At 62.3% G+C, this 16,511-nt stretch carries 12 protein-coding genes; 3 read left to right on the forward strand and 9 right to left on the reverse strand.

All coding sequences use genetic code 11. The annotated features are described in order from the left end of the window. Positions 1-25: 25 nt before the first annotated feature. From PMI11_RS23610 to PMI11_RS23635, 6 genes are all read right to left on the reverse strand, one after another. Positions 26-1,615 (reverse strand): ABC transporter substrate-binding protein, encoded by a 1,590-nt coding sequence (locus PMI11_RS23610; protein ID WP_007822150.1) that lies wholly within the window; start codon positions 1,613-1,615, stop codon positions 26-28. Between the two features lie 121 nt (positions 1,616-1,736). Next, positions 1,737-2,519: a carnitinyl-CoA dehydratase gene (locus PMI11_RS23615; protein WP_007822153.1), complete on the reverse strand. Its 783-nt coding sequence runs from the start codon at positions 2,517-2,519 to the stop codon at positions 1,737-1,739. 6 nt (positions 2,520-2,525) lie between these two features. After that, positions 2,526-4,580, reverse strand: a complete 2,055-nt coding sequence (locus PMI11_RS23620; RefSeq protein WP_007822154.1) for an acetate--CoA ligase family protein — start codon at positions 4,578-4,580, stop codon at positions 2,526-2,528. A gap of 3 nt (positions 4,581-4,583) precedes the next feature. Beyond that, positions 4,584-5,744, reverse strand: a complete 1,161-nt coding sequence (locus PMI11_RS23625) for an acyl-CoA dehydrogenase family protein (RefSeq protein WP_007822156.1) — start codon at positions 5,742-5,744, stop codon at positions 4,584-4,586. Between the two features lie 10 nt (positions 5,745-5,754). Further along, positions 5,755-7,245, reverse strand: a complete 1,491-nt coding sequence (locus PMI11_RS23630) for a carnitine 3-dehydrogenase (RefSeq protein ID WP_007822158.1) — start codon at positions 7,243-7,245, stop codon at positions 5,755-5,757. 7 nt (positions 7,246-7,252) lie between these two features. Further along, the gene (locus PMI11_RS23635; protein ID WP_007822159.1) at positions 7,253-8,155 is read right to left on the reverse strand and encodes a 3-keto-5-aminohexanoate cleavage protein; all 903 of its coding nucleotides are present in this window, start codon (positions 8,153-8,155) and stop codon (positions 7,253-7,255) included. 56 nt (positions 8,156-8,211) lie between these two features. On the opposite strand from PMI11_RS23635, the gene PMI11_RS23640 reads away from it, so the two are divergent. Beyond that, positions 8,212-9,246: a GlxA family transcriptional regulator gene (locus PMI11_RS23640; RefSeq protein ID WP_081493296.1), complete on the forward strand. Its 1,035-nt coding sequence runs from the start codon at positions 8,212-8,214 to the stop codon at positions 9,244-9,246. Here PMI11_RS23640 and PMI11_RS23645 read toward each other — a convergent pair. Next, entirely contained in the window at positions 9,221-10,096 is an 876-nt protein-coding gene (locus PMI11_RS23645; protein WP_007822164.1) for a LysR family transcriptional regulator, read from the reverse strand. The two genes, PMI11_RS23640 and PMI11_RS23645, sit on opposite strands and share 26 nt — an antisense overlap. A gap of 113 nt (positions 10,097-10,209) precedes the next feature. Between PMI11_RS23645 and PMI11_RS23650 the strand changes: the two genes are divergently transcribed. Further along, positions 10,210-11,115: a DMT family transporter gene (locus PMI11_RS23650; protein ID WP_007822166.1), complete on the forward strand. Its 906-nt coding sequence runs from the start codon at positions 10,210-10,212 to the stop codon at positions 11,113-11,115. Between the two features lie 89 nt (positions 11,116-11,204). Further along, positions 11,205-13,247 (forward strand): NADH:flavin oxidoreductase, encoded by a 2,043-nt coding sequence (locus PMI11_RS23655; RefSeq protein ID WP_007822174.1) that lies wholly within the window; start codon positions 11,205-11,207, stop codon positions 13,245-13,247. A 44-nt stretch (positions 13,248-13,291) separates the two neighbouring features. Here the strand turns inward: PMI11_RS23655 and PMI11_RS23660 are convergent, their stop codons facing one another. Continuing rightward, positions 13,292-13,813, reverse strand: coding sequence for a sarcosine oxidase subunit gamma (locus PMI11_RS23660; protein WP_007822176.1), 522 nt, complete (start codon positions 13,811-13,813; stop codon positions 13,292-13,294). Further along, positions 13,806-16,511: sarcosine oxidase subunit alpha family protein (locus PMI11_RS23665; RefSeq protein WP_007822178.1), on the reverse strand; the 2,706-nt coding region annotated here is incomplete at its 5' end. The genes PMI11_RS23660 and PMI11_RS23665, both read right to left, overlap by 8 nt.

Here is a 16,511-nt window from a genome sequence, read left to right on the forward strand (position 1 = left end):
GAGATCGGAGGGCAGACGCCCGGCGTCAGGCCTCCAGCCAGACGCGGGTTGCGACGTAGCCGTTCGACATGTCGTTGCCGATGTCGTGCACGTAGCCCTTCACCTGCTTGGTGGAGGCGTTCACGAAGTCGTTGAACATCGGCAAAATGACGCCGCCCTCGTCGCGGACCATCATCGCCATGGCGCGATACATGTCCTTGCGCTTGGCTTCATCAAGTTCGGAGCGGGCCTGCAGTAACAGCTTGTCGAAGTCAGGGCGCTTGAACTTGGTGTCGTTCCAGTCCGCCGTCGAGAGATAGGCAGTGGAATACATCTGGTCCTGCGTCGGGCGGCCGCCCCAATAGGAGGTCGAGAAGGGCTGGACGTTCCAGACGTTGGTCCAGTAACCGTCGCCCGGCTCGCGCTTGACCTCTATCTCGATGCCGGCCTTCTTGCAGCTTTCCTGATAGAGGACGGCCGCATCGACACCGCCGGGGAAAGCGACTTCGGAAGTGCGCAGAAGGACCGAGCCGCTGTGGCCTGATTTCTTGTAGTGGAAGGCCGCCTTGTCGGGATCGTAGACGCGTTGCTCGATGCCCTCGGGGAAAAGCGCATAGGTGCTGTTGATCGGGAAGTCGTTGCCGACCTTGCCGTAACCGCCGAGGATCTTCTCCACCATGGTCTCGCGGTCCATGGCGTATTTGAGGGCCAGGCGCAGGTCGTTATTGTCGAACGGCGCCTTGTCGCAATGCATGATGAAGACATAGTGGCCGCGTCCGGCGGTCGAAAGGATCTCGACATTCGGAGCACGCTTCAAGAGGTTGACGGTCTTCGGATCGACACGGTTGATGTAGTGCACCTGGCCGGACGAGAGTGCTGCGATGCGGGCCGTGGCATCGTTCATGCCGATGATTTCGATGGAATCGACATAACCGCGGTCGGTGCGCCAGTCGTCCTTGTTCTTCTCGAAGGTGGCGCGCACGCCCGCCTCGAAGTTCGTCATCTTATAGGGGCCTGTGCCGATCGAGGCGAGCGGATCGTCCACACCGCCATTCGGCTGAATGACCAGATGATAGTCGGTCAACAGCAGCGGCATATCGGCATTGCCTTCCGAAAGCGTCAGGACGAGGTTGCCGCCGTCCGCCTTGATCTCCTTGATCGATCCGAGAACGCCGAGCGCGCCGGACTCGGAAGCCTTGTCGGTATGGCGCTTGAGGGTCGCAACCACGTCATCAATGGTCAGTTCCTTGCCATTGTGGAACTTGACGCCCTTACGGATCTTGAAGGTCCAGGTTGCCGCATCTTTCGACGGTTCCCAGGATTCAGCGAGCGCCGGTACGGCAGCACCCGTCAGCGGGTCGGATTCAACCAGCATGTCGCCCCAGCAGCGACCGACGCAGAACATGAACTGTGACAGGAATTTCGCCGGGTCCTTGGAATCGGTCGCGGCTCCGCCCTCCAGGCCAAGCTTCAGATGACCGCCACGCTTCGGTTCGGCGGCCTCGGCGCTTTCGGTAAAGAGCTTGTCGGCAACAGCAAGCGTCAGGCCGGCCGCCATGGCACGTCCCAGGAATTCGCGGCGGCTGAGGCCGCCGGCGGTCACCCGGCTTGCGAGATATTTGGTATAGTCGTTCATTCCCCTTCTCCTTCTTCTGGTGCGTTGACTTCGATTTCCGGGCATAATCCCCGAACGGTTTCCTCTTCCGTCCAAGGTGCCCGCACGCTTGCGGGAAGATGATGCGGTTGCCGCCGCCTTGTTACCGTCCTTTCCAGTTAGGGCTTCGTTTTTCGGCGAAAGCCCGTGCGCCTTCCAATTGGTCCTCGCTCGAATAAAGCCGGTCCACCGTTGCAAACTGCCGTTTGGTGATTTTGTTCATAGCAGTCTGGAAGGTGGAACCCTCCGATTCACGCACGATTTCCTTGATTGCCGCGTAGACGAGCGGCGGCCCGCTTTCGAGCAGGCGGGCAAGATCCCAAGCCCGCTCCATGAGCCTGTCCGCGGGCAATATCTCATTGACGAAGCCCCAGCGATGCGCCTCATGGACGTCAAGCCAGCGGCCGGTCAAAAGCATGTCCATGGCGATATGATAGGGGATGCGCTTCGGCAGCTTCACCGAGGCGGCATCGGCAACCGTGCCGGAGCGGATTTCCGGCAGAGCGAAAGTTGCATGTTCGGCTGCGAGGATCAGGTCGGCGGAGAGCGCGATCTCCAGCCCGCCTCCGCAACAGATGCCGTTGACGGCACAGATGACAGGCTTGTTGAGATCGCGCAACTCCTGCAGACCGCCGAAGCCGCCGACACCATAGTCGCCGTCGACCGTGTCGCCTGCCGCTGCAGCCTTCAGGTCCCATCCGGCACAGAAGAATTTCTCGCCTGCACCGGAGATAATCGCCACGCGCAGCGATGGATCGTCGCGGAAATCACGGAATATCAGTCCCATGGTGCGGCTGGTGGCAAGGTCGATGGCATTCGCCTTCGGCCGGTCGATAACGACTTCCAGCACTGCGCCAACCTGTCGGGTGCGAATGGGGGCGCTCAACCTATGCTACCTCCTTCGCCGGATCAGGGCATCGACTGCGGCCACGCCGTGACCTTCGGGAAGAACCATCAACGGATTAATGTCCAGTTCCTCCAGCCGTGCCGCATTCATTACGACATAATCTGCCGCCCGTGCGACAGCTGTCACGGTCGCTTCGAGGTCTCCTTTCGGGCGCCCGCGATATCCTTCGATCAGTTTTGCGATCCTCAGGCGCGAAATTGCCTCGGAAATTTCCGATCTCGTCGTCGGCAACGGCAAAATGACTGAATCTTCCAGCAATTCGACGAAAATTCCGCCGGCGCCGAGCGTAAGCGATAATCCGAAGACCGGGTCGCGGGATGCACCGACGATCAGCTCGGCGACGGGCCGGTCGATCATTTTCTCGACCAGAAAACCGTCCGTCGCAGCCATCTTTGACGCGGCATCCGATACGGCCTTAACATCCTTCAGGTTGAGTGCGACGGCGCCTGCTTCGGTCTTGTGCGCGACACCAAGAGCTTTCAGGACGACAGGAAAGCCGAGCCGCTCAGCATAATCAGCCGCCTGAAGCGGCGAACTTGCAACCCGGCCTTTGGGGATCGGAACGCCGGCGAGATCGAGTTCGGTCTTTGCATCGGCTTCCGTCAGCGTTTCGATTGCCCCTTCGACCGGCGCCACATTGAGAAGCGGCAGGGAAGGCGGTTTGCGCCAGGCATGGCCGATGCCAGCCGCGACTTCCGCGGCAATCAGGGTTTCATCAATACCGCAGAAGGGAACGACGCCTTCGGCAATCAGACGGTCGGCGACAGCCTCCGGCATGGTTTCGGGTAGGGTCGCCAGGATCCCGGCAAGCGCGCCTGTCGCAGATGCCGCAGCGGTGACCGCGTCAGCCGTCGTCACCCAATCTGCCGCCTCGCATCGATCGGCGCGGGGAAAATCAAGGACGACGAGATTGAGGTCGTAGCTACCCTCGAACATGGCGGTGAAAGCCTCTGTCTGACGCGCCAGATCGCCCCACACGAACGTGTGGTAATCGAGCGGGTTGGAGAGCGTCACCATGTCGCCGAGGATGCCCCTCAGGCGCGGCAGTTGCTTTGGTTCGAGGTCCCGGAACGTGACAGCATGTCCGATCGCAGCATCCGCCATCAGCGAGGCTTCTCCACCCGAACAGCTCATCGAGGAGATCGAGGCACCTTGCAGGGGGCCTGCTACATGCAGGAGTTTCAGCGTTTCAAGCAGCGCCGGCAGCGTTTCGACGCGGCCGAGGCCGAGGCGGGCAAGCACGGCATCGGCAACAGCATCACCGCCGGCAAGGGATGCGGTATGGGAAAGCGTTGCCTGTCTCGCCTGTTCGGACTTGCCGACTTTCAAAACGACAACCGGCTTTTTCATCAGGCGGGCTGTGGCGGCAAGGCGCTCGAGCGCGGCTTTGTCTCCAAAGCCTTCGACATGGAGGCCAAGCGCCGTCACGCGCGGATCGGCAAGCAGGCCGCAGGCGACGTCGGATAGCGAAGTTTGCGCCTGATTGCCTGATGTCACGACATAGGCGATCGGCAGTCCGCGCGTCTGCATGGTCAGGTTGAGCGCTATATTCGATGATTGGGTCAGGATTGCCACGCCGCGTTCGACGCGCGTCATGCCGTGCTGGTCGGGCCAGAGAAGCGCGCCGTCGAGGCCGTTGATGAAGCCGTAGCAGTTTGGTCCGAGGATCGGCATGTCGCCGGCGGCGCCAACCAATGCCTGTTGCAGGTCGCTGCCATCGGCAAGCTCCGCCACGGCCTCGCTGAAGCCCGAAGCATAACAGACCGCGCCGCCGGCACCAGCTGCCGACAGGCTGCGCACGATCTCGATGGTCGATATCCGGTTGACCCCGACGAAGGCCGCGTCGGGCGGCGACGGCAGGTCGGAAACGCTTCTGTAGCAGCGCCGCCCGAGGACCTCGTCGAGCGTCGGGTGAACGGGCCAGAGCGCGCCCGCAAACCCCATCCGGTCGCATTGCTCGATCACCCGACGCGCTTCACGGCCGCCGAAGACGGCGATCGTTTGCGGTCTGAACAGGCGGTCGAGCGCGCGTGCTGTCATCGGCTACGCTCCCAGAGGCCGCAGGAGATCGCGGCTGATGATGTGGCGCTGGATTTCCGACGTGCCGTCCCAGATGCGTTCGACGCGCGCATCCCGCCAGAAGCGGGAAAGCGGCAGATCGTCCATCAGGCCCATGCCGCCATAGATCTGGATCGCCTCATCGGTGACGCGGGCGAGCATTTCGGAGGCGTAAAGCTTGGCTGAAGCGATTTCGCGATCGGAAGTCAGGCCCGCATCCAAGCGCCATGCCGCCGAAAGCGTCAGCCAGTCGGCTGCGTCAATCTCGGTGATCATGTCGGCAAGCTTGAAGGAAACCCCCTGGTTGGCGCCGATCGGCCTTCCGAACTGCTTGCGCTCGGCGGCATAGGACAAGGCCATGTCGAAGACGCGCCGCGCCCGACCGACGCAGGTGGCGGCGACCGTCAGCCGCGTGCCATAGAGCCACTGGTTGGCAAGCTCGAAACCGCGATGCAGTTCGCCGAGCACCTGGGAGGCCGGAATACGGCAGTCGGCAAAGCTCAGGGTGCAATTGTGATAGCCGCGGTGGGAGACGGAATCATAACCCTTGTGGATTTCGAAGCCTGGCGTGCCGCGATCGACCAGAAATGCGGTGATCTTCTTCTTGAGGCCTTTTGGTGTTTCCTCCTCGCCGGTTGCAGCAAAGACGATGATGAAATCAGCGGCATCGGCATGCGAGATGAAATGTTTGGTACCATTGAGGACGAAATCGCTACCGTTGCTGCGAGCGGTGCATTTCATGCCGCGCATGTCGGAACCGGCGTCCGGTTCGGTGATCGCCAGTGCGTCGATCTTTTCTCCGCGGACGGCAGGAAGCAGGTAACGTTCACGCTGCTCGCCCTCACAGGCCATCAGGATGCCGGAGGGACGGCCGAAAAAGACCGTCAGCGCCATGGAGCCCCGACCGAGTTCCCGCTCGACAAGCGTGAAGGTGACATGATCGAGGCTGGCGCCGCCCGCCTCTTCGGGGAAATTGCAGGCGTAGAAGCCGAGGTCGATGCATTTGCGCCGGATCTGAGCCGCAAGATCTGGCGGAACGAAACCCGTGCGCTCGACCTCGTTCTCATGGGGATAGATTTCGGTTTCGACGAAGCCGCGGACCGTCTTGACGATCATTTCCTGTTCTTCGCTGAGGCCGAAATCCATGCCGATCTCCCTATCGTTTCTGGCCGACATGGCGGCCGACCCCATCGGGGGAAGGCAGCTTTGCATGGGCGGCAGCGATCAGATTTGCCTTGTCGAGGACTGCGACTGGCGCCGGTGTCGCCTTGCCGGCTTCGGTATCGACATGCAGCAGCATCTGCTCTGCAGTGGCCAGCACGGTGCCGCTCTCCGTGTCGCGGATCGTGTGGAAGAGGTGCAGCCGCTTCTCGTCGACTGCGAGGATCTGGCAGGTCGAGTGGATCGCCTGCCCGAGCTTGGCCTCGCCAATATGTCGGATATGGGTCTCGACCGTATAGTAGCTCTGCCCGGCCTCGACATAGGCGAGATCGACCCCGATCAGCCGGAGAAGCGCGTCGGACGTATCGCCGAAAACCTGCAGGTAGCGATGCTCCGTCATATGGCCATTATAGTCGACCCAGGCGGGGCTTACCTTCGTCTCGACGAGCTTGAGGGGGCCAGAAGGATCGGCAGCAGTGGTTTTCCCGCCGCCTGCCGCCCACAGGGACCGTTCGAAATCCTTCAGCAACTGGCCGGCGCCCCAGCCCTTGCCGTCGTTTCCGGCCTTCAACGCCTGCAGGATGCCGACGAGATTTTCGTCGCGGATGCGCTCCAGTGCGCGGATTGAAAGGCCGGCAGCCTGTTCGTCCGACTGTTTTCCGATCTTTTCGATCAACGCGTCGTCGAGGTCGACGACGTCGGTCAGCTTCGTCCAGGGCCAGGCAAGGCAGGGGCCGAATTGCGCGAGGAAATGGCGCATTCCGGCCTCGCCGCCGGCAATGCGATAGGTCTGGAACAGACCCATCTGCGCCCAGCGCAATCCGAAGGAATATCGGATGACGTCGTCGAGCGTTTCGACGGTGCAGATATCGTCATGGATGAGCCAGAGCGCCTCGCGCCAGAGCGCTTCGAGCAGCCGGTCGCCGACGAAGGCCTCGATTTCCTTGGCGATATGAACGCCCTTCATGCCGATAGGAGCTAGGCGCTCCATCGCCGCCTCGATAGTCGCTTTCGAGGTCTTCTCGCCGCCGACGATTTCGACCAGCGGCAGCAGGTAAACGGGATTGTAGGGATGGGCGACGAAGAGGCGCTCGGGATGCGTCATGTCGCGCTGCAGGTCGCTCGGCAGCAGGCCGGAGGTGGACGAGCCGATCAGCGCGTCCGGTCGTGCGGCAGCATCGATCTCATTCAGTACGCGGCGCTTGAGGTCGAGCCGCTCCGGTACGCTTTCCTGAATCCAGTCCGCACCGGAGACGGCCTCTTGCAGCGACGTTTCGAAGGTAAGCCGGCCGCGCGGCGGCAGCGGTGCGCCAGTCAGCATGGCATAGGCTTTTTCCGCATTGGCAAGGACCTCGCCGACGATGCGGCTTGCTTCCGGATGCGGATCGAAGACGCTGACATCGATGCCGGCAAGCAGAAAACGTGCAATCCAGCCGCCGCCGATGACGCCGCCGCCGATACAGGCCGCTTTGGTAATCCCTGTCATATCGTCCTCAGCGCTTCGTCAGATTGAGTTTCTTGCGGACGTCCTCGGGACCGATGATCCTGGCACCCATACCTTCGACCACCTGCACGGCCTTTTCGACGAGCTGCGCATTGGTGGCGAGAGCGCCCTTGCCGATATAGAGATTGTCCTCCAGGCCAACGCGGACATTGCCGCCCGCCAGAACCGCGGCAGCCGGATAGGCCATGGCGTTGCGACCGATCGAAAAGGCCGAGAAGGTCCAGCTATCGGGCACGTTATTGACCATGGCCATGAAGGTGTTGAGATCGTCAGGGGCACCCCAGGGAATGCCCATGCAGAGCTGGATCAGCACCGGATCTTCGATCAGGCCTTCTTCTGCGAGCTGCTTTGCAAACCACAGATGGCCGGTGTCGAATGCCTCGATCTCGGGGCGCACGCCGAGATCGGTCATTTTCTTCGCCATTGCCCGCAGCATGGCGGGTGTGTTGGTCATGACGTAATCGCCGAGATTGAAGTTCATCGTGCCGCAGTCGAGCGTGCAGATTTCCGGCAGGCATTCGGCGACATGGCTGACGCGCTCGGTTGCCCCTGCCATGTCCGTTCCCGCCGCCTTCAGGGGAAGGGGACTTTCGACATCGCCAAAAATAAGATCTCCGCCCATGCCGGCCGTTAGGTTCAGCACCACATCGACATCGGCCGAACGGATGCGGTCGGTGACCTCCCTGTAGAGGTCGTTGCGCCGGCTTGCGGCACCGGTTTCCGGATCGCGGACATGACAGTGAACGACTGCCGCCCCAGCCTTGGCGGCGTCGATCGCGGAATCCGCGATCTGCTTGGGAGTAATGGGAACGTGGCTGGATTTCGAAACCGTATCGCCGGCACCGGTGACAGCGCAGGTGATGAAGACATCGCGGTTCATCGCAAGAGGCATGTTTGTTGTTCTCCCTCGTCTTGAGGGCATTACGCGCCAGGACGAGCGAGGATGCTTTGCAATTTCGGAATCGATCGATACATTATCGGAACACCAAGGAGGGGACTGTGCTGGAGCGATCGACGGAACGGCTCGACATCGATCTTCTCGTCCTGCCGGACACCAACCTCATCCTCATTGCCTCTGTCATCGAACCGCTGCGCGGGGCAAACCGCATTTCCGGCAGCGAGCTCTACCGCTGGCGCATCTTCACTCCAGATGGAGAAGCTGTGCCGACAACCAGCCACATTGCCATACCGACGCAGGGAACGTTCCAGACCACGGCATCGGATACACCGCTCTTCGTGCTAGCGAGCTACAACTGGCGGCAAAGCGCGACAGCGGGCCTAAAAATGCAGCTATCGCAGGCGGCACGCCACCGGACGATGATCGCCGGCATCGAATCCGGCACCTGGCTGCTCGCGGAAGCCTGCCTGCTCGACGGCTTGTCGGCGACCGTCCATTGGGAGGATTACGAGGATTTCGCGCTCGCCTATCCGCAGGTGTCGGCCGTCAAGGACCGGTTCGTCATCGACGGCAAGCGGCTGACGACATCAGGCTCGCTGCCGACCGTGGACCTGATGCTGGAGATCATCCGGCGGCGCCAGAGCTATTCGCTGGCGCTCGAGGTCAGCCGGCTGTTCCGCTACGAGCAGCCATCCTTTCATGCCGACGAGGCGCTGTCGGCAGGCCTGCGTATGGATGATCCGCGGGTGGCCCACGCCGTGCGGCTGATGGAGGACAACATCGAGCAGCCGATCGTGCTGGCGCGTCTTGCCCGCAGGGTCGGGATCAGCGCCCGGCACCTGCAGGATCTCTTTCAGGCCTCGATCGGTGCGCCCCCCCATATCCACTATCTTGCCCTGAGATTGAACGCGGCGCGGCGCAAGGTGATAGAGACGACGGCGTCCTTCGCCGACATTGCAGCCGCAACCGGCTTCAATTCGGCCTCAGCCTTCGCGCGAAGCTATCGCGCAAGCTATTCCGAGAGCCCCTCGGAAACGCGGCGACGGCTGCGGCGTCTGATCAGGCCATCGGAGGTCCGGCCATAGGCTGGAAGGCATCGCGCACCATCTCGGCAAGCTCGCGAACCGCTTCGCTGGACCGGAAGGTGTTGCGACGAAGCACGACCCTTGAGGAATCGACCGGCGGGAAGCCGTCCTCGGTCGTCAGTTCCCGGCAGCCGGGTGGGATGTTGCTGCGCGACAGCGTGGTGACGGCAAGACCGGCAGTCACGGCGTTCTTCAGTCCGGAGCTGGTATCGGCAATGAAGGCGACCCGGTAGTTACGACCGAGCTGGTGCAGCGACTTCAATGCAAAATCGCGACACCAGCTCGAGTCTCTGTAGGTTGCGATCGGCAGCGGGTCAATGTCGTGCAGCCGGTGGACGATCGAGGTCACCCAGACGGTCGGATCGATGCAGAGCACCTCGCCACTCATCTGATCGCTCCAGTCGAAGACGACGGCAAGATCGAGCTCGTCGCGTTCCAGGGCGGCGATGTTGCGGACAGTATAATCGCAGGAGATCGTGACCTCGACAGCCGGATGACGCACGGCGAAGGCCGCAAGTGCTGCGGGCAGCACGGTCTGGCTATATTCCTCGGGAATGCCGATGCGAACCGGTCCGCCGAGCGGTTTGCTGCGGATTGTCGCCGCGGCCTCGCTCAGGAGATCGATGACGCGGCGGGCATAGGGGACGAGCTGGACGCCCTGACGTGTCAGCACCACCCCGCGGGCGCCGCGTTCGAACAGTGCTTCGCCGATCGTGTCTTCCAGCTTCTTGATCGCCGCGCTGATCGCAGATTGCGTTCTGCCGACGCGCTGTGCGGCCGCAGAGAAATTGGTAGTCTCGACGACAACGAGGAAGGTCCGGAGAAGATCACTTTCGATGGGCTCGCGCATGGACAGCCATAGAAAAAATCGATGACATCCATCTCTACTATTCGTTTGTCTGATGTCAATTGCGGGTGCAGAAAGGAGGTGCGTTCGACTTTCCTCCTTCGAGACTAACTTGCGTGACCATTGACCATCCGGCCAGGCACCTCGGTGCCGGCGAGCGCGAGAAGGGCATCCTTCTCGTCATCGGGGCGACACTTGCCTGGAGTGCCAGCGGGGTCTACTCGCGGCTCCTGACGACAGACGTCTGGACGGCGATCGCCTGGCGATCGCTGTTCGGCGGGCTTTTCCTGCTGATCCCCTGCCTGTTCCTCGAAGGCGGGATATCACGAAAGCAATGGCGTTCGGTCCTGCATCCGTCCGGCCTGGCGATGATTGTCTGCCAGACGGTCAGCCAGGGCTGCTTCATCGGCGCGCTCTATATGACCAGCGTCGCGAATGTGACGATGATCTACTCGACCGCACCCTTTATCGCCGCCCTGTTCGGATGGATCATCCTGAAAGAGGGTGTCGGAAGGCGCACGCTTATTGCCGGGGGCATTTCTCTTCTGGGTGTCGTGGTTATCGTCGCCTCGTCGATCGGCGGTGGCACCGGGGTCGGCGACCTGCTGGCGCTTGGGATGACGGTTTCCTTCGCGCTCGTCATCATCATCCCGCGCATCAATCCCGAGGTGCCGAGCCTGCCGCCGACTGTTGTCAGCGCCTTCCTGACGCTCGTCATCTTCGCTCCCTTCGGCTCGGTCGGCTCGCTTGATCTTCACAACTGGATCGTGCTTGCTGCTTTCGGTGCGACCAATTTTTCGCTGGCGCTTGTGCTCTTTCTGGCCGGGGCCAGGCGAATGCCGCCGGCCGAAGCTGCGTTGATCGGGACGATGGAGATCGTGCTGACCCCGTTCTGGGTCTGGCTTCTGTTCTCCGAGCAACCACCTGTCGCCACCTTTTTCGGCGGCGCCATCATCTTCGCAGCCGTTCTCTGGCATACCGCCGTCGACCTCAGCCGCAGCCGGCGGGCGCATGCCGGCTAGAAAGCGACGCCGATCGGATCGTCATTTCAGGCGGCATGGGTCAGAATAGCGGTTCGATTGCCACTCCCACCCAAGCAACGAGTGCGGACATGTCCTCCAAAGACCCCCTGCTGCAGCCGTTTCAACTCAAGCACCTGACGCTGAAAAACCGCGTCATGTCGACCGCTCACGAGCCGGCTTATTCGGAAAACGGCATGCCGACGGATCGCTACCGGCTCTATCACAGGGAAAAGGCGAGAGGCGGCATCGCACTGACAATGACGGCGGGATCGGCGGTCGTCTCGCCTGACTCTCCGCCGTCCTTCGGCAATCTCCACGCATATCGCGACGAGATCGTGCCTTGGTTGAAGAGACTTGCCGACGACTGTCATGAGTTCGGTGCGGCGGTCATGATCCAGCTTACGCATCTCGGTCGCCGCACAAGCTGGAACAAGGGCGACTGGCTGCCCGTTCTGGCGGCCTCGCCGATCCGCGAACCGGCGCACCGCGCCTTCCCGAAAGAGGTGGAAGACTGGGACATCGAGCGTATCGTGGCCGATTATGCAAGCGCCGCGCAGCGCATGCAGGAAGCCGGCCTCGACGGTATCGAGATCGAAGCTTACGGTCATCTGCTCGATGGTTTCTGGTCGCCGGCAACGAACCAACGTGAAGATGAATTCGGCGGATCGCTCGACAACCGCATGCGGTTTTCTGTCATGGTCACGCAGGCGGTTCGCGAAGCGGTCGGGCCGGATTTCATCGTCGGCATGCGCCTTGTCGCCGACGAGGACTGGGAGAAGGGACTATCGCGGGAGGAAGGCATAGAGATCGCATCACGGTTTGCCCGATCCGGCGACGTCGATTTTCTCAACATCATTCGCGGCCATATCGACAGCGACGTTGCGCTCAACGAGGTCATCCCGATCCAGGGCATGGCATCTGCCCCGCATCTCGATTTTGCGGGCGAGGTGAGGGCGATAACCAAGTTTCCGATCTTCCACGCCGCGCGCATCGGTGACGTAGCAACCGCCCGTCATGCGATCGCCGAGGGGAAGCTCGACATGGTCGGCATGACGCGCGCCCATATTGCCGACCCGCATATCGTGCGAAAGATCGAAAGCGGCGAGGAGGCACGCATCCGGCCCTGCGTCGGCGCCACCTATTGTCTCGACCGGATCTATGAAGGCGGGGAGGCGCTTTGTATCCACAATGCCGCGACCGGTCGTGAGGAGGAAATCCCGCACGAGATCCCCAAGGCGGAGATTCTCCGTAAGGCCGTCGTGGTCGGTGCGGGGCCGGGCGGCCTCGAGGCCGCCCGTGTGCTCGCGGAGCGCGGGCATGTGGTCGATGTCCTGGAAGCAACGGGAAAAGCCGGCGGACAGGTCAATCTGCTCGTCCGCAATCGCCGACGCAAAGAGATGATAGGCATCATCGACTGGCGGCTGGCGGAACTCGAGCGGTTGGGTGTTCGCATGCATTATGATGTCTACGCAGAGGCAGGTGACGTCCTTGCTCTTGAACCCGACCTTGTTGTCATTGCGACCGGTGGCATTGCGCAGCAACCCGAACTGGATGCCGGCGACGAGCTGGTGACCTCTTCCTGGGAAATCCTCGCTGGTGGCGTCAGGATCGCCGACACGGTGCTGCTCTTTGATGACAATGGCGGACATCCGGGCATGTCGGCGGCTGAGGTGATTGCCAAAAGCGGTGCCGAACTCGAGCTTGTGTCGCCCGAACGCTTTTTCGCGCCCGATATGGGGGGCATGAACCACGTGCCATACGCCCGTGCCTTCGCCGAACGCAATGTCAGGATTACCATCAACACGCGGCTCAAATCCGTCCGGCGCGACGGCAACGCCCTTGTTGCCGTACTCGGATCGGATTTTGCAGACGGTGCACAGTGGGAGCGGCGCGTGTCCCAGGTCGTTGTCGAACATGGCACGTTTGCCAATGACGGGCTCTATCTCGAACTGAAGCTGCTTTCGCGAAATCTTGGTGCTGTGGATTATTCCGCCCTGATCAATCGTCGACCACCGCTGCCACAGCGCAACAGCGAGGGGCGTTTTGACCTTGTGCGGATCGGCGACGCGGTTTCCAGCCGCAACATCCATGCGGCCGTCTATGATGCTCTGAGGTTATGTTCGTTGTTTTGAGCTATTAACCGGGGGCCTGGCTTTTGTGACCCCAGGGCTTGCGCTCAGACTGCCGCGGCATGTTCGAGCATCTCGTAGAGATCTTCCGCAAAGCTGCGCAGTACCGTGAGCTCGAAGCGCGTCGCCTGCGTGCGCGTCAGCTGGACGGAGACATGCCCGAAAAGCGTAACGGCCGATTGGCCGATAGGGAAGGCGGCGGCGTCGAGATCGACTGCCGTTCCCTGAGCGAGCAGGTCCGCAGCGCGGGGGCCGGAAAGAGCGATGCGGATGCGGCCGTGGCTCTGGTCGCTGACGAAGCCTCTGCCTTTCAGATGATCTGCAAGCAGGGCGATGCGCGAGGGCGGCAGGCTTTCCTCGCCTGTTATATACCATTGCTGATAACCAGCCGCTCGCACGCTACTCGTTGCCAATCCAGTAGTAGAGAGCGCGTTGGCGAGGCTATCGCCATCAAATGCCCCCATGACATGCAGGAGATGGCCTTCCGGCAGCGGCTCCAGCCGGATGCCGGAGCCTTCAACTGTCGCTTTGTCGGCGAGGGTGGGCTTATGTTCCGGACGTTCAGGCATGGAGCTTCTCATTGTCGGGATCGATGAAGACAGGACTGCAGAGCGCGGCCTCGGTGAATTCGTTTCTCAGTCCATTCCAGACCACGACCTTTTCCCCTATGCGTTCCGGCCCGCGTTTGACGAGCGCAAGTCCGATCGTATGGCCAAGGCTCGGCGAGAAAGCGCTCGAGGTTACATAGCCCTGATCGTTTTCGAGGGTGGCAGCGGAATGTTCGGCAAGGATGTGTGAGCCGGTGCGGAAGCTCATCGCGGGATCGAGCGGCTTGACGCCGACAAGGCGGAGGCGTTCTCGGGCCTGCAGACCTTCTCGGGCGAGCATCGCCTTGCCGACAAAGTCGGGCTTAGTGGCCGAAACCATGCGGGCAAAGCCGAGATCGCCCGGCGTAACCGTTCCGTTGATCTCGGCATGGGTGACATGGCCCTTCTCGATGCGCATCACCCCGAGCGCCTCGGCACCGTAGGGGCAGATGCCGTGCTCTTCACCAGCCTGTATGATCCGGTCGGCGACCGATTCGCCGTAGCCGGCGGGCACGGCAAGCTCATAGGCGAGTTCGCCGGAAAAGGAGATCCGGAAGAGCCGGCCTTCGAGCGCGCCGCCGAAGAGCGAGACGATGCGGGCACTCATGAAGGGGAAGGCGGCATCGGAAATATCCTCGTCGACGATCTCGGACAGGATCGCACGAGATTTTGGGCCGGCGACCGCCATCTGCGCCCATTGGTCGGTCGAGGAGGCAAAACGGACGTCGAGCGCCGGCCAAAGCGTCTGGGCGCAGAACTCGAGATGGGTCAGCACGCCGGCGGCGAGCGCCGTCGTCGTCGTCATGAAGAAATGGTCCTCACCGAAACGGCTCGTCGTACCGTCATCGTAGATCATGCCGTCCTCGCGCAGCATGATGCCGTAGCGCGCCCGGCCGACGGGCAGCTTGGCAAAGCCGTTGCAGTAGACGCGGTCGAGGAAGGCAGCAGCGTCCTTGCCGAAGACCTCGATCTTGCCGAGGGTGGAGACATCGCAAATGCCGGCATTCTGCCGGATGTTCAGCACTTCGCGATCGACGCTCTCGCGCCAACTTGTCTCCCCTGTGCGTGGAAACCAGGAGGAACGGTACCACAGCCCCGTCTCGACGAAGACGGCGCCATTCTTCTTGGCCCAGCCATGTAGCGGTGACCTGCGCACCGGCTGGAAATGACGGCCGCGCGAGGCGCCCGTCAGCGCGCCGAAGGAGACGGGCGTATAGAAGGGACGGAATGTGGTCGTGCCGACTTCGGCAGGCGATACCCCACGGACTTCAGCCAGGATGCCGATCGCATTGATATTGGAAAGCTTGCCCTGATCGGTCGCCATGCCGCTGGTCGTATAGCGCTTGGCAAGCTCGACATGCCCATAGCCCTCGCGAACGGCAAGGCCGAGGTCCTTGAGGTGTACGTCGTTCTGATAATCGACGAAGGCCTTGCCTTTTGTGCCCTTGATGAACCAGAGCGGCTTCGAGGCCGCCTCGGTCTCCCCGATGGGCGCGAAGGCGGGCTCGACTTTCGCGAAGCCGATCGCCTTCAGCGCCTCGGCCGCCTTGGCCGCGCCATCGCCGAGGCAGGCGTCCGTAGCGCTGAGCCCGGCCGCAGAGCCGGCGATCGATAGCCCCTGTTGGCGCTCCGGTGCCAGGAAGGCTGCCTTCTCGTCCGACCAGGCCGGCCTGGCGCCGCGATGGCAGGCAAGGTGGATGATCGGGCTCCAGCCGCCGGACACGGCAAGCGCGTCGGCCTCAATGCGCTGCATTCCCGAGTTCGTCTCGACGGCGAGATAACGCAGGCGCTTGCCGCCATGCGCGTCGCGTACGCGGCTTCCGGTCAAGAGAGGCGCCCTGCCGGACCAGGCATCTCCGGCCGCACGGCTGTCGATGATGGCGGCGACATCGAGACCGGCAGCTTCGAGTGCTGCCGCCGTGCGATAGCCGGACGCGTTGCTTGTGAAGACGACGGTGCGGGCGCCGGGTCCTACTGCCTGGCAGCTGAGATAGCTGTGCATTGCGCCAGCCATCATCACGCCCGGAATGTCATTGCCGCCGAAGACCAGCGGGCGCTCCTCGGCGCCTGAGGCGAGGATTGTCTGTTTGGCAATGATGCGCCAGAGCCGCTCGACGGGGCGATGCGGATCGGGCAGTGCCACATGCTTTTGCACACGCTCGACGGCGCCGAAGACATTGTCGTCGTACCAGCCGACGACGGTGGTGCGCGCCAGGAGACGGACATTCGGCAGGCCCTCGAGTTCGTCGAGCATGTCCTGTAATGCGGTCCCGCTTTCGAGAAGCAGGCTGCCGCCAAGCGCGAAACCTTCATCGGCGAGGATGACGCGGGCGCCAGCGCGTCCTGCCGTCAGCGCCGCTGCAAGGCCGGCGGGCCCCGCGCCGACAACGAGCAGATCGCAGTGAGCCCAGCGTTTTTCGTAGGAATCCGGATCCGGTTCGTAGGAAGCCTTGCCGAGGCCCGCGGCCTTGCGGATCAGCGGCTCGTAGAGCTTTTCCCAAAGGGCGGCCGGCCACATGAAGGTCTTGTAGTAGAAGCCCGCGCTGAGGAAGGGCGATATCAAGCTGTTGACGGCGCCAATGTCAAAGCCGAGCGAGGGCCAGCGGTTCTGGCTGCGGGCGACAAGCCCGTCATGGAGCTCGATCATCGTTGCGCGTGTATTGGCTTCCGTGCGACCGCC

Origin of the sequence: Rhizobium sp. CF142 (genome assembly GCF_000281145.1) — a bacterium.
Taxonomy (GTDB): domain Bacteria; phylum Pseudomonadota; class Alphaproteobacteria; order Rhizobiales; family Rhizobiaceae; genus Rhizobium.